At 48.8% G+C, this 23,348-nt stretch carries 22 protein-coding genes and 1 pseudogene; 9 read left to right on the top strand and 14 right to left on the bottom strand.

Features of this window, described 5'->3' with window-relative positions; all coding sequences use genetic code 11:
* The first annotated feature begins 25 nt into the window (after nucleotides 1–25).
* The 5 genes from GLV97_RS16945 (at nucleotide 26) to GLV97_RS16925 (ending at nucleotide 6,670) form a co-directional block, all read left to right on the top strand.
* Nucleotides 26–346, top strand: coding sequence for a PadR family transcriptional regulator (locus GLV97_RS16945; RefSeq protein WP_423784976.1), 321 nt, complete (start codon nucleotides 26–28; stop codon nucleotides 344–346).
* The gene (chrA, locus tag GLV97_RS16940) at nucleotides 337–1,524 is read left to right on the top strand and encodes a chromate efflux transporter (RefSeq protein ID WP_423784978.1); all 1,188 of its coding nucleotides are present in this window, start codon (nucleotides 337–339) and stop codon (nucleotides 1,522–1,524) included. The genes GLV97_RS16945 and chrA overlap by 10 nt, the downstream gene beginning before the upstream one ends.
* Nucleotides 1,525–1,651: 127 nt before the next feature.
* The gene (locus GLV97_RS16935; protein ID WP_160890165.1) at nucleotides 1,652–4,465 is read left to right on the top strand and encodes a sensor domain-containing phosphodiesterase; all 2,814 of its coding nucleotides are present in this window, start codon (nucleotides 1,652–1,654) and stop codon (nucleotides 4,463–4,465) included.
* Nucleotides 4,466–4,469: 4 nt separating this feature from the next.
* Nucleotides 4,470–6,101 carry a thiamine pyrophosphate-binding protein gene (locus GLV97_RS16930; RefSeq protein ID WP_160890164.1) on the top strand — a complete coding sequence of 544 codons (1,632 nt, stop codon included), beginning with the start codon at nucleotides 4,470–4,472 and terminating at the stop codon, nucleotides 6,099–6,101.
* Between the two features lie 98 nt (nucleotides 6,102–6,199).
* Complete coding sequence (locus tag GLV97_RS16925) at nucleotides 6,200–6,670, top strand: PCYCGC motif-containing (lipo)protein (RefSeq protein WP_272917357.1); 471 nt, start codon at nucleotides 6,200–6,202, stop codon at nucleotides 6,668–6,670.
* 232 nt (nucleotides 6,671–6,902) lie between these two features.
* On the opposite strand, the pseudogene GLV97_RS16920 reads toward GLV97_RS16925, so the two are convergent.
* The 6 genes and pseudogenes from GLV97_RS16920 to GLV97_RS16895 all read right to left on the bottom strand — a co-directional run.
* Nucleotides 6,903–7,109 (bottom strand): annotated as a pseudogene (locus GLV97_RS16920) (transposase); the annotation flags it as partial.
* 424 nt (nucleotides 7,110–7,533) lie between these two features.
* The gene (locus tag GLV97_RS16915; RefSeq protein WP_160839769.1) at nucleotides 7,534–8,052 is read right to left on the bottom strand and encodes an RNA polymerase sigma factor; all 519 of its coding nucleotides are present in this window, start codon (nucleotides 8,050–8,052) and stop codon (nucleotides 7,534–7,536) included.
* 13 nt (nucleotides 8,053–8,065) lie between these two features.
* Nucleotides 8,066–10,078, bottom strand: coding sequence for a DUF6449 domain-containing protein (locus GLV97_RS16910; RefSeq protein ID WP_160890161.1), 2,013 nt, complete (start codon nucleotides 10,076–10,078; stop codon nucleotides 8,066–8,068).
* A complete protein-coding gene (locus GLV97_RS16905) occupies nucleotides 10,053–10,952 on the bottom strand; it encodes an ABC transporter ATP-binding protein (protein WP_160839771.1) in 900 nt (299 codons plus the stop codon). Before GLV97_RS16905 ends, GLV97_RS16910 begins: the two co-directional genes overlap by 26 nt.
* Nucleotides 10,945–11,322, bottom strand: a complete 378-nt coding sequence (locus GLV97_RS16900) for a GntR family transcriptional regulator (protein WP_160842392.1) — start codon at nucleotides 11,320–11,322, stop codon at nucleotides 10,945–10,947. Before GLV97_RS16900 ends, GLV97_RS16905 begins: the two co-directional genes overlap by 8 nt.
* 174 nt (nucleotides 11,323–11,496) lie before the next feature.
* Entirely contained in the window at nucleotides 11,497–12,087 is a 591-nt protein-coding gene (locus tag GLV97_RS16895; protein ID WP_160890160.1) for a flavin reductase family protein, read from the bottom strand.
* Nucleotides 12,088–12,221: 134 nt separating this feature from the next.
* On the opposite strand from GLV97_RS16895, the gene GLV97_RS16890 reads away from it, so the two are divergent.
* Nucleotides 12,222–13,637: an alanine/glycine:cation symporter family protein gene (locus tag GLV97_RS16890; protein WP_160842390.1), complete on the top strand. Its 1,416-nt coding sequence runs from the start codon at nucleotides 12,222–12,224 to the stop codon at nucleotides 13,635–13,637.
* Between the two features lie 224 nt (nucleotides 13,638–13,861).
* A complete protein-coding gene (locus GLV97_RS16885) occupies nucleotides 13,862–14,443 on the top strand; it encodes a CDP-alcohol phosphatidyltransferase family protein (protein ID WP_160839775.1) in 582 nt (193 codons plus the stop codon).
* Between the two features lie 184 nt (nucleotides 14,444–14,627).
* Here GLV97_RS16885 and uvsE read toward each other — a convergent pair whose 3' ends face one another.
* The 6 genes from uvsE to GLV97_RS16855 all read right to left on the bottom strand — a co-directional run bounded on the left by uvsE (nucleotide 14,628) and on the right by GLV97_RS16855 (nucleotide 19,250).
* Nucleotides 14,628–15,584 (bottom strand): UV DNA damage repair endonuclease UvsE, encoded by a 957-nt coding sequence (gene uvsE, locus GLV97_RS16880; protein WP_160890159.1) that lies wholly within the window; start codon nucleotides 15,582–15,584, stop codon nucleotides 14,628–14,630.
* 133 nt (nucleotides 15,585–15,717) lie between these two features.
* On the bottom strand, nucleotides 15,718–16,542 hold the full coding sequence (locus tag GLV97_RS16875) for an aldo/keto reductase (protein WP_160839777.1): 825 nt from the start codon (nucleotides 16,540–16,542) through the stop codon (nucleotides 15,718–15,720).
* A 75-nt stretch (nucleotides 16,543–16,617) separates the two neighbouring features.
* A complete protein-coding gene (locus GLV97_RS16870) occupies nucleotides 16,618–17,454 on the bottom strand; it encodes an SAM hydrolase/SAM-dependent halogenase family protein (protein ID WP_160842388.1) in 837 nt (278 codons plus the stop codon).
* A gap of 80 nt (nucleotides 17,455–17,534) precedes the next feature.
* Entirely contained in the window at nucleotides 17,535–18,023 is a 489-nt protein-coding gene (locus GLV97_RS16865; protein WP_160839779.1) for a DUF1189 family protein, read from the bottom strand.
* A 14-nt stretch (nucleotides 18,024–18,037) separates the two neighbouring features.
* The gene (locus tag GLV97_RS16860; protein WP_027953290.1) at nucleotides 18,038–18,286 is read right to left on the bottom strand and encodes a DUF1450 domain-containing protein; all 249 of its coding nucleotides are present in this window, start codon (nucleotides 18,284–18,286) and stop codon (nucleotides 18,038–18,040) included.
* Between the two features lie 25 nt (nucleotides 18,287–18,311).
* Nucleotides 18,312–19,250 (bottom strand): bifunctional riboflavin kinase/FAD synthetase, encoded by a 939-nt coding sequence (locus GLV97_RS16855; protein ID WP_160890158.1) that lies wholly within the window; start codon nucleotides 19,248–19,250, stop codon nucleotides 18,312–18,314.
* Nucleotides 19,251–19,389: 139 nt separating this feature from the next.
* Here GLV97_RS16855 and GLV97_RS16850 point away from each other — a divergent pair, with 139 nt between their 5' ends.
* Complete coding sequence (locus GLV97_RS16850) at nucleotides 19,390–19,929, top strand: HD domain-containing protein (protein ID WP_160890157.1); 540 nt, start codon at nucleotides 19,390–19,392, stop codon at nucleotides 19,927–19,929.
* 549 nt (nucleotides 19,930–20,478) lie between these two features.
* Here the strand turns inward: GLV97_RS16850 and GLV97_RS16845 are convergent.
* Both GLV97_RS16845 and GLV97_RS16840 read right to left on the bottom strand, forming a co-directional pair.
* Nucleotides 20,479–21,972 carry a UDP-N-acetylmuramoyl-L-alanyl-D-glutamate--2,6-diaminopimelate ligase gene (locus GLV97_RS16845; RefSeq protein ID WP_160842417.1) on the bottom strand — a complete coding sequence of 498 codons (1,494 nt, stop codon included), beginning with the start codon at nucleotides 21,970–21,972 and terminating at the stop codon, nucleotides 20,479–20,481.
* 231 nt (nucleotides 21,973–22,203) lie between these two features.
* Complete coding sequence (locus tag GLV97_RS16840; protein WP_272917356.1) at nucleotides 22,204–22,536, bottom strand: ArsR/SmtB family transcription factor; 333 nt, start codon at nucleotides 22,534–22,536, stop codon at nucleotides 22,204–22,206.
* Between the two features lie 144 nt (nucleotides 22,537–22,680).
* Here GLV97_RS16840 and GLV97_RS16835 point away from each other — a divergent pair, with 144 nt between their 5' ends.
* The gene (locus GLV97_RS16835; RefSeq protein WP_160839785.1) at nucleotides 22,681–23,343 is read left to right on the top strand and encodes a type 1 glutamine amidotransferase domain-containing protein; all 663 of its coding nucleotides are present in this window, start codon (nucleotides 22,681–22,683) and stop codon (nucleotides 23,341–23,343) included.
* Nucleotides 23,344–23,348: the final 5 nt, after the last annotated feature.

Below are 23,348 nucleotides of genomic sequence, written 5' to 3'. Positions count from 1 at the left end.
GATTTCGATAACGGAGGTGATCAATGTGCTGAGAGATTTTTTTCTTGGTTCGATTAAGATCCATATCCTCTATCACGCCAGTGTAGAACCGATATACGGCGCGTTTCTCATGGAGGAGCTTGCTTCCCACGGTTATGACATCAGTCCGGGTACTCTCTACCCGACGTTGAAGCAGCTGCATAAGGATGAGCTGTTGGAAAAATATGAGGAAAAAGTAGAGGGGAAAATCCGCAAATACTATGTCATTACAGATAAGGGCCGGCAGGTGCTGAAAGAAGGAAAACAGCAGGTGAAAGAGCTTGCTGAAGAAATCTTAGGAAAAGATTGGAGGAACCTATCAAAATGAGTGAACCTAATAAAAGAAATTGGATGGAAATTCTGCGCACATCGACAAAACTTGGTTTTACATCTTTTGGCGGGCCGATTGCGCACCTGGCCTATTTCAAAGACGAATACATTGATCGGAAAAAGTGGCTGGATGATAAAACCTACGCCGACATCATTGCCCTCTGCCAGTTTCTCCCCGGCCCGGCAAGCAGCCAGGTAGGTATTGCGATTGGTATGCTGCGTGGCGGCTTTATCGGAGGATTAATTTCCTGGTTCGGTTTTACGATGCCGTCCATCCTCGTCCTTGTTTTATTTGCTATGCTTTATCAATCCTTTGACTTAGCAGACGCCGGGTTCATCCACAGCCTTAAAGTCGTTGCCGCAGCTGTCGTCCTGCATGCTTTGATGGGGCTTGGTAAAAAGTTAACACCGGATAAACCGAGGATTACCATCGCACTGGCAGCTGCCTTGATCCTGCTGCTTTATCCATCCGCCTGGATGCAGCTGGTCATTATTTTCGCCGCCGGTATATTTGGGTGGAAAATGTTTTCCGGTTTGAATCAATCCAAGATCCAACCGTTCCCTGTCACTTTTTCTAAAAAAGCAGGGATAGCATCGCTCAGTATCCTGATTGGACTGCTCATTTTCCTTCCTATACTTGCTAAAAACACGGAGAGCCTGTTCATCCAGCTGTTTGACACGTTCTTCCGGGCAGGCTCCCTCGTCTTTGGGGGCGGCCATGTTGTCCTGCCCATGCTGGAAAGAGAAGTGGTTCCAAGCGGACTGCTCTCAGCCAGTGATTTTCTGGCGGGATACGGAATGGCTCAGGCTGTTCCAGGACCTTTGTTTACGTTCTCAAGCTATCTCGGTACGATGATTCAGGGGGTAACAGGAGCCGTTGCAGCTACGGCCGGAATTTTCCTTCCTTCTTTTTTATTCCTTGTAGCAGCACTTCCATTTTTGAACGAGCTTCGAAAACGACCAGCTTTCCAGGGTGTCCTGACAGGAGTCAACGCCAGTGTAGTCGGCATTCTGCTGGCTGCCTTTTATGACCCCGTCCTTAAAAGCTCCATTTTAAATGGAGAAGATTTTGCCCTGGCAGCGATTTTGTTTTCCCTGCTCCATTTCTTTAAAGTCCCGGCATGGGCCATCGTCATAATTGGAGTAGCAGCCGGAGCTGTGCTCAATATGTTATAGAAAGCAGGCACAAAAGTCATTCTTTTGTGCCTTTTCACTGGATTTATGTAAAAATGTTAGTACTTAAGCAGGAAGTTCACTATAATAGTCGAACTTTATCAAAAGATGAAACTATGGAGGGAACTAAATGGCTGATGAGCAAACCAGATATTCTCGTCTAGCTCAAATCACCAAGCTGATCAACACCAAGTTGGATTTGCGTGAAGTATTAGAGCATGTAGTAACAGCCATATCAGAAGAAATCATGAGATGCGATTCCGTGGGAATCTACCTTCCGCGGGAAGATGGCACGTACCAGGGATATGTGGGGAAACCGAGCACCATCAACGGCATGACGCTGGATATGCACATTGTAGACCCTGAACAGGACCAGCTGGCCAAGGAAGTGATTGAAACGAGGGAAGCGATTTATATTCCGGACACTTCCAGGGACGACCGTCCGGATCAACGAGCGGTCCAGGCGTTTAAAATCAACTCACTCCTCGTTGCTCCCATTTCCTATGAAGACGAATTGTACGGACTTGTTTTCCTGTTTGACTACGGGATCCCTATGGATTTGACAGGGTCTGAAATTGAGAGCGTCAAAGCCTATATCCACATGGCCGCGGTGGCGCTCCGTAATGCCAATAACCTGACAAGAAAAGAAAAGCTGATCTCAGAAAAACAGCTTCTTCTCAACGTGACACGTGATTTATCTTTGTGTTCTTCGCTGCAGGAAGCCATCGATAAATGCTTCTATTATCTCGGCGAGGTGCTGGGGAATCAGAACATCGGGGCTCATTTTATCGATCCTATAGCAGAAGACAGGCTGAAACCGGCCATCCTGAATAAAAACAGCGACTGGACGGAAGAAGACTGGATCGCCACCCACAGAAAGACGCGGTTCGATCATAAGGAAGACCTGATCTTCAAAGAAGTCATGGAAACAAAGAAGTCCGTGCTGGTCACGGATGTATATGAAGATCATCGAGTCAACCAGCAGATCTGCAGAGAGTTTGGGATTAAAGGGTTGTATATGATCCCCCTTGTATCTCTCGGAGAAGTCCTCGGAGCCATCGCCATCGTAAACCTGAATGAGAATGAACCAAGCTATACCCCCTCTGCCCGTCAGCTTGCTGAATCCATCGTGGATACGACAGCCCCCGTTTTATTCAATCTATTATACATTGAAAAACAGGAGGTCATTATCCAGGACCGGACCTCTGAACTTATAGAAAAGAACCGGGAACTGGAGGAAGCCTTTATCGAATTGAAGCAGATCAGCCGGGAAAAGGATTTGATTTTAAATTCGGCGGGGGAAGGGATCTTCGGCATTGATCTCGACGGGAACATTACGTTTGCAAACCCTTCTGCCACCCAGCTGCTCGGCTATGACGACGAAAACGATGTCATCGGATTATCCTATGCGCGGATTTTCAAGTGGGAAGATCCAAGTGTAGACATCCATTCCTTTAAGGACCTTTATCTTTGGAAGGAAACGTACGGCGGACAGGAGCATTCCTTCATCAAAAAAGATGGGGGGTCTTTTCCTGTTGAATATGTCATTACGCCTAAAAAGGAAAACGAAGAGACCATCGGCTACGTTGTGACCTTCAAGGATGTCACCTCCCGCAAACAGATGGAGGAAAAGATTAAGTACCATGCTTATTATGATGTCGTGACCAACGTTCCGAACCGCGTCCTGTTCAGGGACAGACTGAAACAGGCGCTCAGCTACGCGGAATTGACCGGAGAATCGCTCGCTATTCTGTTTCTCGACCTCGACCGCTTCAAAAAAATCAACGACACGTTCGGCCACAGTTATGGGGATATGGTGCTTCAACAGGCCGCCCAGCGTCTGCAGCAGGTCATTCCGAAGGAGGCGACCGTTTCCCGGCAGGGGGGCGACGAATTCATCATCCTCCTTCCTAAAATCGACGAGACAGAAGAAGCTGTCGTCTGCGCGGAGCGGGTCCTGGCTTCTTTCGACAGGCCGTTTACAATCCAATCCCAGGAAGTGAGCATCAAAACCAGCATCGGCATCAGTATATACCCGGAGAATGGTGACGATGTCGAATCTTTAATTAAGCATGCGGATGTGGCGATGTATAAAGCGAAGGATTATTCTGGTAATCAATACCAGCTTTTCTCCGACGACATTGGAGAACGCTCTATTGAGCAGATCAAGCTTGAGAATGATTTATTCAAAGCCCTCCAGCACGGCGGAGAGTTTGAATTGTATTATCAACCCAAATTCGACGTCCGTTCGGATGACCTGGTTGGTATAGAAACACTGATCCGTTGGAACCATCCGGAATTCGGACTGTTGTCGCCGGCCCGTTTTATTCCTCTGGCTGAAGAAACCGGGTTGATTACTGCGCTCGGGGAGTGGGTCATCAAGGAGTCCTGCCGGCAGATGAAAGAGTGGTATGACAAAGGGTGCACCGATCTCGTCGTCTCCGCCAACCTGTCGCCGCAGCAGTTCCAGCAGAGCGATCTCGCTGCCAAAGTGGCCGGCATCCTTGAAAAGACCGGCCTCCCTCCACAGCTGCTGGAATTGGAATTGACGGAAAATCTGATCGTCAATAATACAGACCAGACCCTGAAAACGATCCGCGAGCTGAAGGATCTGGGTGTGCAGATATCCATAGATGATTTTGGAACAGGCTATTCCTCTCTCGGCTATCTTAAGGATTTCCCGGTGGATACCCTTAAGATTGATAAATCCTTCATTGATGATATGACAACGAATGCGAACAATGCTGCGATCATTAAAACCATCATCACTCTGGCTGACAGTCTGAACTTGAATGTCATTGCTGAAGGAGTGGAAAGCAGGGAGCAGGCTGACCTCCTTGCCCGGCATGGATGCTACTGGATTCAAGGGTATTTATACAGCCGTCCTCTTCCCGTCCGTCCATTTGAGGAGCGGTACGTACCATCCCATTCAAAAAGGAGCTAATGAAATGAAATCTGTTCGTGCTGTACTGGATTACTTAGTCTCGGGAGATGTATCTTATATTTTTGGTATTCCGGCTGGATCCGTGAATGCTTTTTTTGATGAGCTGTATGACACCCCCTCCATTACGCCAGTAATTGCAAAGCATGAAGGAGCAGCTTCCTATATGGCTGCCGCTTATGCCAAATATTCAGGTTCACTGAGTGTGTGCATCGGAAGCAGCGGTCCTGGTGGAACAAACCTTGTGACAGGAGCGGCCAATGCGATGCGGGAGCATCTTCCTGTGCTGTTTCTGACCGGTGCTGTGCCTGTCGACACGGTCGGATTGAATGCGTCCCAGGAACTGCATGCGGATCCTCTGTATCAGTCAGTTACAAAATACAGCCAGCGCGTCGACCGGGCAGAGGATCTTCTCCCGGAAATTCATAAAGCGGTCGAAATCGCACTGACCGGTGTTCCAGGCCCTGTGCACATCGCTATGCCGATCGACGTTCAGCTGTCATCCGCTGCCCCGCCTGCTCTTCCAAAGTTTCCGGAACGGGTGCCGCTCCTTCCGGAAGATGACCAAATCCAACAAGTCGCAGAGAAGCTGTCCGGTACGACCGGATTCATCTTTGCCGGACAAGGTATCCGCGGCGCTGTCGAAGACGTACTGGAACTGGCGGAAACGTTGGATTGGCCGATTATTACGACCCCTCAGGCAAAGGGGTTGATCCCGGATAACCATCCGCTTCTGAAAGGGATTTTCGGGTTTGCAGGACACGAAGAAGCTTCTGCGTTCATTCATTCGAACGCAGCTGAAACAATCCTTGTGCTGGGCTCGAGTCTTGGAGAAACCGCTACAAACAACTGGAATCCCCATCTTGCTGCCAGTCGTACGCTTATCCAGGTTGACTACGATGCCACGGTCTTCAACCGGAAGTATCCGGTGGATGCGGCTGTTCACGGAGATATCAATGTGACCGTTTCTTCTTTGATTACAGCCTTGAATCGTCTCGGACACAGACAGGGTCCCATGGTTGAACGGACGCTTCGTCCGCAGGAAATCACATCCGAATATAACTCACAGAATGTGCTGTTATCCCTTCAGAAGCTGCTCCCTGAAAATACAAGATACACCGTCGATATTGGAGAATTCATGGCGTATGTCGTTCACTATATGAACGTCCGATCCCCGGATTCGTTTGATATCAATGTCCACTTTGGAGCAATGGGAAGCGGCATCGGCAGCGCCATGGGTGCCAAGCTTGCAGAGCCGGAAAGACCGGTGGTAAGTCTCACAGGAGATGGATGCTTCTTCATGCACGGTATGGAACTGCTGACAGCCAAGGAATACAATATCCCGGTGTTGTTTGTCGTGATGAATAATGCGCGGCTCGGCATGGTCCACCACGGGCATACCCTGCAGTATAAGCGCGCCCATGAACGGTTCGGTCAGGAAGCGGTCGACATTACGGCTGTGGCAGCTGCCCTTGGCGTGCCGTCGGCTTCCATCCATTCCCTGGAGGACATGAACGAGCAGACCCTGACGGAGGTTTTGAACCACGACGGGCCAGCCGTCCTCGAAGTATCCCTGGTCGACGATAACGTCCCCCCAATGGGTGACAGAGTCAAGTTTCTCTCTTCTTTCGGTAAATAATCTCATAGAACCTTGTCATTTTTTTGAAAACGATTGAATCTTTCCCGCGCCCTCTTTATGATAGAGATAATCTACGTAAAAGAGGGTGCTTTGTTTTGCTGAAAAACCGATTCATCATCGCTACACTCACGGCCGGCCTGTTCCTCACAGGCTGCGGAGCTTCGGAAAGTGAAGAAGCTCATGTCGAACATGCGAACGGGGATCTGAGGGAAGAAACGGTCTCTCCTGAAGTCCTTCCAGGATTCATGGATGAAAAACCGGAAAATGTCCAGAACATCTACCTGGCTGCCGCCCAGCACCGCGACCTGCTTGAAAGCATCCCCTGCTACTGCGGCTGTGGAGATCATGCCGGCCATAAAGATAACTACGACTGCTTCGTCCATGAAAATAGGGACGACGGCCGGATTACATGGGATGACCACGGAACGAAATGCGGGGTCTGCCTGGAGATTGCCGCTTCTTCCATCAACGATTATCAGCAGGGAAAATCGATCAAGAAGATCCGCGCAGACATTGATAAAGCCTATGAAAACGGCTATGCAGAACCTACCCCAACCCCTGCTCTTTAATCCGACCTTGACGAAAGAACAAAAAGACCGCCCTGGTTTCCAGGGCGGCCTTTCAGCTTGTAGAGAAACCCCTTTTTCTTTACAGGTTCTTTTCTTTCTTACCGCCAGGAGCGAAAGCCCCTTCCCTTTCCGCGGACGAGCGCCCGAGCTTCCTCGCAAAACCCACGCTCGGCGATCTCGGTCCACTCGTTCTTCCGCAGGAGTGGAAGAGGCACCGCTCCTTGGGGATTCTTTAAAATCGCAAAAGACTCCCCTTCATCCAGCTCACCCTTGCTGGATGGCGGAGAATCTTTTTCATATTCCGGGAGGCAGCCGTCATCAGCGCCTGTGCTTTCCTTTTTTCTTTTCCCCGCAGGCGGGAACAGCGCAGCCCATGTCGTTCTTTTGAATTGGCGAAGCTATGCTCGACTTTCTCTTTTCTCATACGGTATATCCACTTTTCTTCATTTTATCGTAGCGTAAAGTTGTTTTTCCGCAGGGGCCGGCACGAAGAGCGTTCGGTGGTGACGCCTGCGGGAACAGCGCGAGCCGAAGATCCACTTGGTCAAAGGGTTTCTTGACCAAGTTAGCTGAGGCCGTGCCCGCGGCAGGCACCCGCCGATAAGCTGAACGTGCCCTCTCAACACGACATGCGGACAAATCGAACTGGGTAACACAGGCTTTTTCTACATCCAAAAAAGACCGCCCTGATTTCCAGGGCGGTCTTTGATTATTGAGAAACCGCGTATTGTACGCAGTGCACACCTGCGATTGCGTACCACATATTGTTTTCTTTCCACCCTACTTAAGCGAATAATCCCCACTCATGGAGACTGGAAAAATACACGTTCCTCTACTGGAGAGCCATTTTCAGAGAAGCTCTTTCACGCCGGGTTTTCCACCGTTTTCTTTTGAATGAATGTCTGCTTTAACTGTTTACGGCCCCGGTGCAGTCTCGACTTCACCGCGGAAAGTGAAAGGTTTAGAAAGTCGGCCACTTCCTTTTCCTTCATGCTGTACTGAAAGCTCAATCGAAACACTTCCCGTATTTTTGGAGATAACGACCGGATGGACGTCTCGATTTCTTCTTCAAGCAGATGGAGCTCACACATTTCTTCAACTAAGGAGGCCTGTTGACAGAGAGAAGCTGGCAGGGGCGTCTGCTCCAGCGAAACGACAACAGCTTTTCCCTCTTTTCTCAACAGATCCACTGCCTTCCTGCCGGCGATGGTGGAAAGCCAGGCCCCTGCCTTTTTCTCATCTGTCAGTTCATCCAGTTTGCGATAAGCTTTCAAGTACGTTTCCTGCACCACGTCTTCGGCAAGACTTTTGTTCTTCACGACTTTATAAGCAGAAAAGAAGACCCGGCGGTGATAGCGTTCATACAATTCATGGATATCCATCCGGATCTCCCCCTTACTCAAAATGCTGACGAATGAAATCAGGTGCATTCTCTTTCGAGAACGTGAGGATTTCGTTATGTTCTTTATTGCTATCATCATAGTAAAGAGCAACGATATAAGCGCCTTCATCCTGATCGTGGCTGCCATGAAGAAGAGGGGCGATCTTATCATCACTTTCCACCGCTAGCGGCTCGACGTCCTGCTCCAGCAAACGATTATAAATAAGCCTCGGGTACTCTTCCGATAATGGTTCATCCGGCCATTCAAAAACTTCAGCTTGGGCGATATCCTCCGGTCCGACCATAAATTCCTTATACAACCCTTCCTTTTTCAGCCAGGATGTCGTCTTCTCATATCCTTCATAAACCATCGTTTCAAAGGGATTGGGGAGGCGGTCACCGGTTTCGCTCTCTACGCGGAACGACAGCCATGAATACATGCCGGTGGGATGGACCATCTCTTCATAGGACTGGCTGCGCAGATCCTCCTTCAAAGCCATCAGCAGACCTGAGATTTTCTCTGCACCGGTTATTGTCTGCGGTGACCCCTGTCCGTTAGGTTGGAGGTCAATACTCTTGACCTGTTCGTCGTCCAACGTTAAGACAGGATACTGGAGCGTTCTTCCTTCCTCCGTTTCATAAACGACCTGACGGGCAGCTTCGATTCTCGGATCATCCGTCTGATACTGGCGCTGGACCTTCCGCCCGTTTTCCAGTTCATAATTGATAAAGAAGTAGTCTTCCCCCTTCTCCATAGGATCGCTGTATTCGACAAGGGCCTCGTGTACATTCAGCACCGATTCAATTCCTTCTCCGGAAGTAATATAAGGGATTGGCGTTCCATCTCTCTGGTACTGTTCATATTCCCCATAGCCTTCACTGATATAAGCTTTCACGACATCCTGGTGATCTGGAATGTAAGATTCGTAACCCTGCCAGCATAAAGGCAGCAGGGCCAGAGCTGCCCCCGCGCCTACGGTATATACGAGCCCGTTTTTTATAAAACGGATGTTCCCTACGCGCCACGTTTTCTCCAACAGCATGAGCGCCGCTGTATATCCAAAGGTTCCACCCAAAACCCAGCCAAACACCATCCAGCCGTATGAGGCCAGACTCAGACCGAAATACATTCCTCCAAGCAGCGCGGTGCAGAAGGTGACTCCAAACTTAAAGACAGGCTGAAGCGCCGATACTGTCACAGCTTTTGTCGCCGTTTCCAACGCACGCCTTTGATAAATGAAGTACGAAAGTCCATAAAAGACAACAGCAGCTGCTGCATACAACCATAAAGAAACTTGGGATAATGGTAAATAAGAGATGTCACCACCTGAAGCGTCCGCCGTCAGAACATCCGTGATCGGAGATAAATAGTGGATCGTTTCTTCCTGAGCGATGACGCCTGAAAAACCATTGATCGTCATATCAAGATAATAGCTGAACAGCAGGTACATGCCCGCTGGAAACAACAGGAGAATGTACGTAATCACCGCATGAACAGCAGATAACCCGGTCAGTGTCCCTACAAAAACACCGGTCATAAATAATAGAATCGATACGACGCTGAAGATGGCCAGCCAGTAGGCTGCATTTCCCATCGTGAAATAACCTGATACATCCATCATCGATGCGGTCACAACTAAAATGAAATAATTCACGAGGATCGGAATGAGCAGCAGCACAACACCTGACAAAAGATGATGGTGCAGGAGTCTGCCGCGGCTGATTGGTAAACTATGAGCAAAGTCCGAAGCATCCTTCGTTTGAAGGTACCGGAACAAAAAGACCGCCATCAGGACAGGCAGGATCAATAAGAAAACAGCTTGCAGTTCAAAGGCGAACATAGGTCCGAAGAGCCCGCCGTCACTTTCCACCGCAGATGTCAAAGGGCCGGCGGTATTCAGGTCCATAAACAATGGCAGCGGAACGAGAAAGAACAGTCCTAGAAAATAAATGATACTGACCCATCCCACTGCTCTGAAATCCTGCTTGAATATTTCTTTATTAAACAAGGATGTTTTCGAATGCATAGCCGGCACCTCCCATTTCGTAGATGAAAATTTCCTCAAGCGTTAAAGGAAGACGGTCATAGATAACAGGATCCCATGTGTCCAATTCCTCCGCCACATCCTGTTCTGCACCGCGGACAATGAGAACATACACACTTCCACGCTTTTCTACATGAAGAAGATCAAGGTTCGTTTCCTCAGGGTCAAACGTGTTCTCCCTGAAGGCAGCCTGAATTTTGTGGATGTCTTCCTTCAAGTCGTCCAAATCCCGCTCCAACAGAATCTCCCCCTTATGTAAAATACCGACGTGGTCGCAGATATCCTCCACTTCCCGCAGGTTATGAGAGGAGATTAACACGGTCATTTCACGCTCAGCCACATCCTGGATGATCAAATTTCTGATTTTCTGTCTCATCACCGCATCCAGACCGTCGAACGGCTCATCGAGTATCAATACGTCCGGCACAGCAGACAATGCGAGCCAGAAGGCGGCCTGTCTCTGCATCCCTTTCGAAAAACGACTGATCTTCTGCTTTTCTTCCAGTTGAAAGAGAGTCTTCAGCTTCTCGTACCTCTCTTCGTTCCAGCCGGGAAATAAGGATCGATAATAGTCGGCCATCTGCCGAATCGTGTATTGAGGCAGAAAATAAAGATGATCGGGCAGAAAAATGAGACGCTGCTTCATTTTAATATTTTCATAAATCTCATCTCCGCTCACCTGGACCTGACCACTGTCCTGTCTTAAGATTCCCGCAAGCATCCGCATCAGCGTTGTCTTACCAGCACCATTCGATCCAAGCAGTCCGTAAATCGATCCTTTATTCACATGAAAACTTACATGGTTTAACACCTGTTGTTTATCAAACGATTTATCGACGTTTCTGACATCAATCATGATTTCCTCTCCCTTCTGCTTCCTTTAAAAGATCAGCAATCTCTTCCCGGCTCATGCCTAAATACATCGCTTCGGCAAACAGTTTTTTCAATTCTTCCCTCACTTTTTTCAACTCCTCTTTCTGTCCGGATTTACTTGAAGGATGAACAAAGCTCCCTTTTCCTTTCAGCGAGTAAATATATCCCTGCGTTTCAAGTTCCCTGTACGCCTTCTGAATGGTATTCGGATTGATCGTCAACTGCTGTGCCAGTTCCCTCACAGAAGGAAGCTTCTCATCTTCCTGAAGAACATCGTGGATGATCAACTGCTTCAGCTTTTCGACAAGCTGCTCATAAATCGGCTTCCGGCTTCTGACATCCAATTCAAACATAGCCCCACCTCCACCCTTCTGTATTAACTGTATTATTACTACTAATACAGTAGTATACACGTCTCCCTCTGTTTTGAGAAGAGCCGGTTTGAAAAAAATAACAAGCGACGGATTTTTCCGCTGCCAACTAAAAAGACTGCCGGGTCAAATCCCGGCAGTCTGGGTGTCCAACTATTATTTTCCGTTGATGGGGAGGGAATAAAATTCCCGTATATATGTATAATCCCCCGCCATTCTTCCAACAGGCTTCAGCTTATGAGGATCGACCTTATCCACCTCCTTGTAGACATCGTCCTTCATGTGATAACCGACGAGACGGCCGAGAACTAAATGACCGGCTCCCACTTCTACAATCTGCGACAGCGTACACTCCATATGAACGGGCGAATGCTTTACTCTTGGAACACTTACGAAATCCCCGGGTTCCGGCTCTGCTCCGGCTGCTTGAAATTCATCAACATCAGGGCTGTGATTTTTACTGCTCTCATGCATCTGGTCAGCCAGGTCTTCAGACACGAGATTAATAATAAACTTTCCTGTTTCCCGGATATTGACAAGGGTATCCTTCTCCCGTTCTCCATCACCAATGGAAAAACACAGGGTGACCGGATCCATGGAGGCCACGGTAAAAAAACTGAATGGAGCCAGGTTGGCCACCCCTTCTGCGCTCAAGGAAGACACCCATGCAATGGGACGGGGGACAACGGCCCCCTTCACCAACTTACTCATCCGATGCTCATGAAACTGACTTTCCCCAATTTTCATCCTGCTCCCTCCTTCTCCTTTCCATTGTACTAGAATCCATGTTTTTCCACACCACATAAAGAAATCGACCGTTTAACATTAAATGGTAAAGGGAATGTATGATTAACATTTAAATTAGGAAGGAGTTTCTTTTATTGGGAGATTTATGGAGTTCTTTTAAAGAAATACTAGCCTCAGTATCCAACTTTTTATGGACATATCCTCTTGCTATTATTTTAATCATCGGCGGTATCTTCCTCACGGTCCGCATCAAGTTTTTTCAATTCCGCTTCTTCGGCCACGTCCTCCACCAGACCGTCGGCCAGATTTTTAAGAAAAACCAGCAGAAAGGAAGCATCACCCCTTTCCAAGCCTTCACCTCAGCCCTGGCCTCTACAGCAGGAGCCACAAACATCGTCGGGGTGCCGGTAGCGATTTCGCTCGGTGGACCAGGGGCGCTCTTCTGGATGTGGGCGGTCGCCCTTATCGGGATGGCAACGAAATACAGTGAGATTCTGCTTGGGGTGAAATACAGAGAAAAGAATGAAAAGAACCTATGGGTCGGCGGCCCGCAGTATTACATAAAAAAGGCGCTCGGATGGAAATGGGTCTCCACCGCCTTCGCCTTTCTTCTCATGATTGAACTGATCCCAAGTGTGATGGTCCAGTCCAACTCCATTGCCACCCAGACAGAAGGAGCCTTCGGGTGGCCGGTGGAAGTCACCGGTGCTGTTATGTGTATAGCTATTGCCCTTGTTGTATTCGGTGGAATCCAGCGGATCGCCAAGGTTACGGACAAAATGGTGCCCGGGATGGTGCTCATCTATCTGGGTGTCTGCTTTTACGTTATCTTTGCTAATATCGGTGAAATTCCTGCCGTGTTTGCCCTCATTTTCAAACATGCCTTCACACCTGTTTCCGCGACAGGAGGATTTGCAGGAGCCGCCATTGCCCAGGCACTCCGATGGGGGATTGCCCGCGGCCTGTATTCCAATGAGGCGGGATTGGGAACCGCTTCGATTGCCCATTCCGCTGCTCAGACCGATCACCCTTCCCGTCAGGGGCTGTGGGGAATCTTCAGCGTGTTTGTGGACACGATATTGATTTGTACCGTATCCGGACTCGTCGTGCTTGTCACCGGCGCCTGGACAGAAGTCGGCGGCAGTGATGCCTCCAACATGATTAACATCGCCATCGGCAGTGAATTCGGCAATGCCTTTGGCAGCAGCTTCATCAGCGTCTTTCTGTTGTTCTTTGTTGTTACGACGATTGGGATTCTCGTTTTCTACGGGGAAAAGCAGGCGGAATACCTGTATGGATTGAAAGCAGCCAAGGGGATGAGAGTTGTCTATATTCTGGCCGTCTTCGTCGGAGCTCTCGGCGGACTTCAGTTTGTATGGCAGTTCCTTGACCTGCTTCTGGCCCTTGTGCTTCTTGCGAATATCATCCCCCTATTATTCCTGCACAAGGAGATTGCAGAGCTGACCGATGACTATGTGAACCGTGTGTATAAAAAGAAAAGGTCTAAGCGCAGCATCCAATTATTCGATGAAGAAGAGGATGCCGGCTGATTCTCCATCCTGTTTCAAAGGAATACAAAGAATGCACCTCTGTACGACAAAGGGCTGGCGGGAATCTCCCGCCGGTTTTTTTATGGGCTGTATTGGCAAACCATTGTAAGACAGCTTACAGAGGAACATTTTCGATTCTATTTACAGCCCTGATTATGCTATCGTCTAAGAGGATAGGATATAGGGTAAATAGATAAGGAAAACAACGAAAAGCAGGTGTTCAAATGCTCGATACCCACGCCAGGAAATACGTACAGCCTTCCATTGATAAAACCGCCCACTATTTCTTAAATCAGGGGCGTTCCGCCGACCAAATTACCATCATCGCTCTATTCATCGGTCTGGGCACCAGTATTCTTTACATTCTCGGCCACCCGGTGGCTGCTGTCGTTCTTTTATGGCTTTCCGGATTTCTCGATGCCGTAGACGGGACAATGGCTCGCCATACGAAAACCTCCCCGTTCGGAACCGTTATGGATATTACATTCGACCGTGTCGTTGAAGTCGGTATCATTCTTGCGATCGCCTATGTGCACCCGGACGTACTCTGGCCGCTGCTGCTCCTCACCGCTTCAATCATCATTTCGATGACCATTTTCCTTGTGGTTGGGGCTGTTTCTGAAAAAGCAGGGGTGAAATCCTTTTATTATCAGGCGGGAGCGGCCGAGCGGACAGAAGGATTCCTTTTGTTCAGTATAATGATGCTGTTTCCGGATTACCTGTTCTGGTCAACGCTGTTGTTCTTTGCCATCGAGCTGTTTACAGGCATCCAGCGTTTCATCGAAGCATCCAGGATTCTGAAATAATCCCTACATCTCCCTCAAGGAGACTTTGACAGAGATCAAATAAAAGAGATGCCCTTCTGCGAAGCAAAGGGGCATCTCTTTTTGTTCTTCATCCTGTTGAATTTACGGGAAGCGTTCAGCGGTGACCATCAATCTATGAACTTGCAGAGGATCCACGCAGATCAGACGCTTAAAAAGGCAGAGGCTATACATCGAGTACAGCCTCTTCCACCCTTTTCACACCTCTGACAGCAGCCATGTCCTCCACCAGCTTCAGAAGTGCCAGGTCTTTGCCTTTCGCTTCAATCATAAAATCGACCGGCTGGTTTAATGCTTTCAATTCCTTCAAAAGCGGCTGGATAAATTCAGCGTCCACATAATCCGAATGGCTGCGGAAAGCATCGTCTGATTTCGGCGAGGATATATGGATTTTCGGAGGCACATGCATCCCCTCCCACGTCTGGAAAAACCGCGGCAGCAGATCGCCCAGCGTTTCTTCATCTGTATGATTGGCCATATAGTGATGATAATCAAACATCATAGGAATGTTGTGCTTTTCGCACACGTCCAGTGTTTCTGATGTCGTATAGGTTTTATCATCATTCTCCAGCGTCATCTGCTGTTTGATCGGGTCAGGCAGCTGTTTGATGTTCTCATGAAAACGGCCGAGTGCTTTTGCTTTATTCCCGTAGGCTCCGCCCACATGAAGGTTGATGTGGGCTTCCTCATGCAGCCCCATCGCCTCCAGCATTGCGTAATGATAGGTCATATCCTTGACGGCATTTTCAGTGACTTCAGGCCTGTCACTGGTAAACAGCGTAAATTGATTAGGGTGGAAACTCGTCCTCATCCGGTGCCTTCGAACAATGTCCCCGATTTCTCTGTACAAATGTTCAAAGGGTGTAATATAATCCCACTCCACATCCTCATGGGTGGCCAGCGGAATTAAGGATGAGGACATCCGGTAAAGATGGATCTGCCGGGCGACATTATAGTGTAAAATCCGGATGGTACGGCGCAGGTTCTTTTCTGCAATCGTGTGCAGCTGTTTCAATGCCTCCTCCCGTCCGAGCTTCTGATAACGTGCGAAAGTCATTGTTTTCGCAGGAGCGGCCTCCCACAGCGATAGAGCGTGAGATACATAGCCAAAGCGGATGATCATAAACATACTCCTTCTCACAAATGGTATAGTTCTATCTTCCCCATAATGGAAAAGGTTAATAATGTAATCAACGATCCCTGTGTTTTTCCAATAAAAAAAGGACCGCCGGCGTCCGGCAGCCCTTTCCTCATGATTATCTTACATTCATTTCTGATGGCTTCGGACCTTTACGCTCTCCGCGGTCCAATTTATTGATGGCAGCCATATCATCAGCTGTCAATTCAAAGTCGAACACGTCAAAGTTCTCTTCAATGCGGGATGGTGTCACAGATTTCGGAATGACAACCGTATCGTTCTGCAGATGCCAGCGGATAATGACCTGTGCCGGTGTTTTTCCATGCTTTTTGGCAATGGACTGGACATCTTCATTTTTCAGAACTTCTCCCCCCTGCATTAAAGGACTCCAGGCCTCTACGAGAATTCCGTTATCGCGGCAGAAATCCTTCAACTCGTTCTGGGCAAGGTATGGATGGCATTCCACCTGGTTAACCGCAGGCTTCACATCGCATTCATCCAATAGACGCTGCAGATGGTCAATGTCGAAGTTACAGACGCCGATGGCTTTCACTTTACCGTCTTTATAAAGCTTTTCCAATGCTTTGTAGGTTTCTACGTATTCATCGAATTCAGGTGTCGGCCAGTGGATCAAGTAAAGGTCCACATAATCAAGGCCGAGCTTATCGAGAGAGGTTTCAAAGGCTTTCAATGTATTGTCATACCCCTGGTCTGTGTTCCAGACTTTTGTCGTAATGAACAATTCATCGCGGGCAGCGCCACTCTGACGGATGGCTTCCCCCACCTGCTTTTCGTTGCCGTAAATAGCGGCGGTATCAATGGAACGATAGCCTGTCTCAATGGCCTTCGTTACCGCAGGCACGGCTTCATTTTCCTCCACCTGCCAGACACCGAAACCGAGCTGTGGCATTTCAATCGTGCTATGTAGCGTAACCGTCTTCATTGTCATTCTCCTTTTCTGCTTAGGCATTTCAAATTGTAGTTTATCATAACGCTTTCAACCGGGCTTCTAATCTGCTCATGGCTTCTTCAATTGTATTTCCCAATTCGACCCTGTCCGGATATCATACGCCTTGGAAAATGAGCCTTGATTAATGGCCACGGCCATATGATCCAGTGAATTCACATAAAGAAGCGGCTCACCGATGTGCGCAGCTGCGAAGGAACGGCCGAATGTCACGGTATTGTGGTAGACTTCCTGACCGTTATGCGTGATCCGCACGTCCAGTTGACTGCCATAATCCACGCCTGTCTGAAGGAACAACGGACGAGGGATGTTCGTCCACACATTTCCGAACCGGACATCAAGGATATCGAGGATCCCCGATACAGACCCGGGCTGAAGCACAGGCTCTTTCACTGGAAGGCTTACAAGTTCCGCTGGATCCAGTGCAGGACCGATCTCCTCAAAGGAAATTACTCCGGAAGCCAGTCTTGCTCCTGTGTAGGCATAAATGTCACGGCCGTGGAAGGTGAAGGATTCACCGGAACGAGGAAGACGGTTCACCCGTTCGTCGATTTCCCTCACTTCCTCAATGCCTTCGGCCGCAGCTGTATGCGTCAAAGTGCCATTGTCCGGGGTAATGATGTAGTGACCGGACCCTGTCCGGACTCCGATGCTTCTTCGGGCAGACCCGACTCCAGGATCCACCACAGACACAAAGACCGTCCCCGCTGTCCAATACACCATCGTCTGCCACAGGCGGTATGATCCGTCCCATATATGAAAAGGCGGGATGTCATGAGTCAAATCAAAAATGTTCAGCCTTTCATCCACCCCATGTGCTACTCCGTGCATGGCACTGACCGCACCATCTCCGAGTCCGAAATCCGATTGAAATACGAGTGCTCCCATTCGAAAACCCTCCGTTCTGTTAAATTATGAACATTCTAAATAATTCATATAGAAAATGCAACATAAAAAAAGTACCCGTCCTAAGAGCGGACAGGTACTTTTGGATAGATGATGATCATCCGGTACATATAAAACACAATAAGAACGAAGAAAATAAGAGCACTGATTACGTTCGGCACCGCTGCATATTTCAGTACGACGCTGAGGATCAACGGCAGTGTGGAAGCGTAGGCGGTCAGCTTCCAAAGCAGCTGATAGCTTAATTTCCTTGTGAGAACCCTGCACAGGAGGAGCGCTCCTCCTGCCATGATAGAAACCCCGACAAGAATCAAAAAAACGATCAGCAGCGGATAAAAGACAAGGAACTGCACCATGTACATCCCCCGCGATACTTCTGTAACACTCGTCTCCAGATATATCATCGAAAACACCATATCCGGCAGGAACAATACAAGCAGCAGCACAAACAAATAACCGATGGTCTGCGTGATGCCTTTTCTATTCAAATGGAACATCGCCTCTTTTTTAGGGAGGCGCAGACTATTCATTAACGAATCAAAAAACTCCATGGCTCTCTCCTGCCTTATTCAGCGTAAATGGCCAGCTCTTCTTCAATCTTCGTACGGATTTTCTCCAGGGCGTCTTCCGGTGTCTTCGCGAAAACGCGCTGGTTATTGACAATGGCATACGGACGGACGGCACACATGCCGCAGAACGATAAACATTCATTCATGAGTACAGCGACTTCTGGATATTCGGATTCAATGATGCTCTCGATGTCCAGTTCATTGATCAAGTTGCCGTCACATACTTCAACAACAACGATTCCCATCAGGTGTACTCCTTTCTAAGGTGTATTATTCGTATAAGCCTAAAATACGACGGGCCTTCTGCTCATCCTTCTGCATCTGTGCAACGAGGGCATCAACCCCGTCAAAATTCTCCTCATCTCTCAGGTGGCGTACAAACTTTACAGTCACTTTCCGATCGTACAGATCCCCCGAGAAATCCAGAAGGTAAGCTTCGACTTTATAAGAATCACCGTTTACCGTCGGTCGGTAACCGGCACTAATTAACGTATAGTAATATTCAGGAGAATCCTGCACAAGCTTCACAAGACCAAGGTACACACCAGGTTTGGCTTTAATATAGCCGTCAATCCCTCCGACGTTCAATGTCGGATAACCGAGCGTGCGTCCGAGCTGCTCCCCTTTTTCGACCACACCTGTGACCTCATAGGGACGCCCGAGCATGGCCTGGGCCGCTTCCATTCTTCCGTTGGATACATGCGTTCGGATATCGGTACTGCTTACTTTAGCACCGTGGAGCATCACACCGGGTACAATCGATATCCCCGCGCCGATTTCCCTGCACAATTCTGCCAGTCCCTCGGCGTCAGAACCCCGGCCTTTTCCGAAACGGAAGTCTTCTCCTACAATCACATGCTGGATATTCAGGCGGTTTAAATGTTCCAGTACAAATTCATCAGGAGATGTTTTTGCATATTCTTTTGTAAAATGGACGTGATAGTAACGATCTACCCCGAACCGTTCCAGACGGGCCAGTTTATCTTCAAGCGTAGACAAGCCATACTTAAAGGATTCCTCGCCGCGCAGCACCCACTTGGGATGATCAGAAAATCCATAAACCGCAATTTTATCTTCCGGACGGGCCAGCTTTTCCGCTTCCTCAAGCAAAGACTGGTGTCCCAGGTGTACGCCGTCCATCTTCCCGATAATTAAAACAACGGGCTCTTGATTCTCAGGTGGTCGTCCTTGTACTTCAATCAGTTCCATTAACAAAGCATCCCCTTCAACCTGTTGATTAAACCTTCTAATTATATAATATCCATTCTTATTTAATCAACCTTAGCCCGTTTTTGCAATGATTCTGCACGTGTTCTTCTGTTATGATCAAAAGAAAAGGAGGAAAATCATGATTGAACAAGCGGCACGGCTGGCAGCCAGAGCCCACGACGGACAGAAACGGAAGAACTCCGCAGACCCCTATATCGTCCACCCGCAGCGGGTGAGTGAGATCCTCAGCGCAGGAGGGGGATCTGAAGCGTTGATTTGTGCAGGTCTGCTCCATGACGTCGTTGAGGATACTGAGGTGACCACCGAGGACATACGAAAGCAGTTCGGGGACCGGGTGGCAGAGCTCGTGACAGCGCATACCGAGAACAAATCGCTTCCCTGGCAGCAGCGCAAACAGCACACCATCAACGTGGTCCGGGACGGCAGTATGGAAATCAAGTCCCTGATTGTCGCGGATAAGCTCGATAACCTGCGCTCCATCCATACGGACCATAAGCGCCTCGGGGAAAAGGTCTGGGACACTTTCAATGCGGGATACTCCCAGCAGAAATGGTACTATCAATCGGTGGCTGCCGCCATGTATGATGGTCTCTCCAAACAGGACGCCCCTCCCTTTTTTCAGGAGTACGCAGATCTGGTTGAACAAACGTTTGATTAATAAAACCATCCAGTCCCTTTAAGGAACCGGATGGTTTTCAGCTTGTAGAGAAACCCCTGTTTCTTTACAGGTTTTTTTCTTTCTTACCGCCGGGAGCGAAAGCCCTTCCCTTTCCGCGGACGAGCGCCCGAGCTTCCTCGCAAAACCCACGCTCGGCGATCTCGGCCCACTCGTTCTTCCGCAGGAGTGGAAGGGGCACCGCTCCTTGGGAATTCTTTAAAATCGAAAAAGACTCTCCTTCACCCAGCTCACCCTTACTGGATGGAGGAGAGTCTTTTTCATATTCCGGCAGGCAGCCATCATCAGCGCCTGTTCTTTCCCTTTTTCTTTTCTCATACGGTGTATCCACTTTTCTTCATTTATCGTAGCGTAAAGTTGTTTTCCGCAGGGGCCGGCACGAAGAGCGTTCGGTGGTGACGCCCGCGGCAAGCACCCGCCGATAAGCGGAACGTGCCCTCTCAACACGACATGCGGACAACTCTAACTGGGTAACTCAGGCTTTTTCTACAGCGAAAAAACCATCCAGTCCCTTGAAGGAACTGGATGGTTTTATTGAGCCACTCCGGCATAAAAGCTTTCTATAATCGCCTCGTCTGAATGAGGGATTTCCTCTCCCTTAACCATCTGGGCATTATTGATGCATCCGCTTGTCAGCAGTATAATATCGCCTTCCGCTCCAAGCTCAAGAGAACGCAGAACGCCTTCCTCCCGCGTACGGGTCTGGTGGACATGCGGCGATTCCGGATGGGAGAATCCTGTGCAGACTTGATCTACAATGATCTGCGGATCGTGGTAACCGGGGTGATCGACCGTTACGATGATTTCATCGGCCCGGCCCTCAATCGCCGCAGCCATCTTCGGCATTTTATTGAAATCACGGATGCCGATTCCAGCAATCATGACAATTAAACGGCGGTGCCTCAGCTTTTTCACTTCTTCCAGGAGACGGTTTAAAGCTACAGGCGTATGAGCATAATCAAGAATCACCTTCTGGTTCATCGGCGTATCGATGACTTGGAAACGGCCTTCCGGTCCCTGCAAAGCCGGCAGCACAGAAAGAATGTGGTCGATGCTGAATCCAAGGTGGAGAGCTGTCCCGATGGCAGAAAGGACATTCGCGACATTGTAGGTGCCGTACACAGGTACCTGTACGCTTTCCGACCGGCCGTATACCTGAAGGGTGAAGGTGGAACCATCCTCCGTCACCTGAATGTCCTCCGCCCTGATATCAGCTTCCGGATGGCCTTCTATACTATAGGTCAGTAGTCCATCGCTTCCCATAGCGAGTAGTTCAGCGGCCATACCGTCATCATCGATATTGACGACACGATGATCGGCTTGTTTAAAGAGACGCAGCTTGCATTCCTTATAGTGATCGATCGTATGGTGGTACTCCAAATGCTCCTCCGAAAAGTTCGTATGGATGGCCACATCAAACTGGATCCCTTCCACACGACATTGATCAAGGGCAATGGAGGACACCTCCATCACAGCCGCTTCGTCTCCATGGTTCCGGAGGTCACGGAAAATATGATGCAGATCCAGCGATTCCGGTGTTGTCGGGGTACTTTTCTTGTAGGTGATTTTCCTATCGGACGTCCAAATCCCCGTCGTCCCGATCGATCCTGCCGGAAGTTCAAGAAGATTAAGCAGGGAGCGTACGTAGGCGGCTACGGTCGTTTTCCCATTGGTCCCTGTCACGCCAATGGTTTTCAACTCTTCATCTGCTTCTCCATAAAAGTACTTGGAAAAGCGGGCCATGGCCGATCGTACGCTGCCGGTGACAATGAACGTCGTCCGGGTGTAGACCTCACTCATACGCCGGAACAGTTCATCCTCCCGGCCGATAATGACAGCAGCCCCGCGTGCAATCGCGTCCTCAATATACGCATGGCCGTCAAAGTTTTCTCCTTTTAAACAGAAAAAAGCGGCATCCGGCTGGACACGGCCGGAATGAAAAGCGAGGGAGGAAACCGTTTGCTCAGAAGGGCCGTAAAGGGCCTCTATATTCAATTGGGATAGTCGATCAAATGAAAGATTCATGTTCATTTTCCTCACTCTTTATATATCTTTATCGTCGTCTTTTTCGGGTTTTACTATGTACGGTTCCTCCGTGGGATTAACGGAAGCTGAACCACTTTTTACCGCGGATGGGGTACATATATACTACGTACTTTACCCTTTCTTCAAACGCATTGAAACCTTTCTGATGAAACGCCTGGAAACTGAATCATTTGCAGGATAAACCATCCAGTTTCATACAATTAAAAATCTTCAATTATGCTGAGCATGGTTAATGGTCTGCTGCAGAAGGTGGATGACGTGTTCATCATCATTGGAATAAAAAATCGTCGTCCCCGCCCTCCTGTATTTCACCAGCCTCAGATTTTTCAAAAAACGCAGCTGATGAGACACCGTAGACTGTCTGAGATCGAGGTTTTCAGCAATTTGATTGACCGACATTTCCTTTTCACACAACAAATGCAGGATACGAATTCTCGTCGGATCAGCTAAGGCTTTAAACGTCTGGGAAACAACAAACAGTGTTTCTTCATCCAGCGTGTCCACTTCATCCTTCTTCTTCATTCGTCCCTTTTCTTCAGTCATCCGGCTCCCTCCTTTATCCTCGTGCGCTGAAACGTAAATTCATCGTATGTCCGCCGCTTCCTTTTGTCAATGAAAGCGCGGGTTTACTCATCTCCCATGCCGGGAATCTTCTTTGCAGAACCCATAAAGGAGGCGCATTCGTTTATGTCTAAAAAAGTTCTTATGATCGTAACCAATCACGACAAAATTACAGAAGAACAGTCCACCGGCCTTTGGTTATCTGAGTTTGGTGAAGCCTATAACGAGTTCAACAAACAAGGCTACGAGGTGACCGTTGCCAGTCCGAACGGCGGCGGGATTCCGATCGACCCAAACAGCGTGAGCGACGACGAACCACAGGAAATTCTGAATACAAAACCTCATTTAGAAAATACAACACCGATCGTCGACGTGGAAGCGGACGATTACGATGCCATCTTCCTTCCTGGAGGACACGGCACGATGTTCGATTTTCCGGATAACGAAAAACTACAGAAGCTGCTCCGGGCCTTTTATGAAGACGATAAAGTCGTATCTGCTGTCTGCCACGGCCCTGCCGGTCTTGTCGGTGCAACGTTGTCAAACGGTGACCCACTCGTGAAAGGCAGACGCGTCAGTGCTTTTACAGACGCTGAAGAAGCCGAAACGGGGCTGGATGAGCACATGCCTTTCCTATTGGAGAGCCGCCTCACTGAGCTTGGAGCAACGGTCCAGAGCGGAGCGAACTGGTCTGAACATGTGGAAGTAGACGGCCGCTTGATTACCGGACAGAACCCTCAATCCACAGAAGCTGCAGCGAAAGAAGTAGTGAAACAATTGAACCAATAAACAAA

Origin of the sequence: Halobacillus litoralis, from assembly GCF_009856355.1 — a bacterium.
Taxonomy (GTDB): Bacteria; Bacillota; Bacilli; order Bacillales; family Halobacillaceae; genus Halobacillus; species Halobacillus litoralis_B.
Note: the sequence above shows the minus strand (reverse complement) of the source record. Positions and strands in the feature narration are given on the sequence as shown.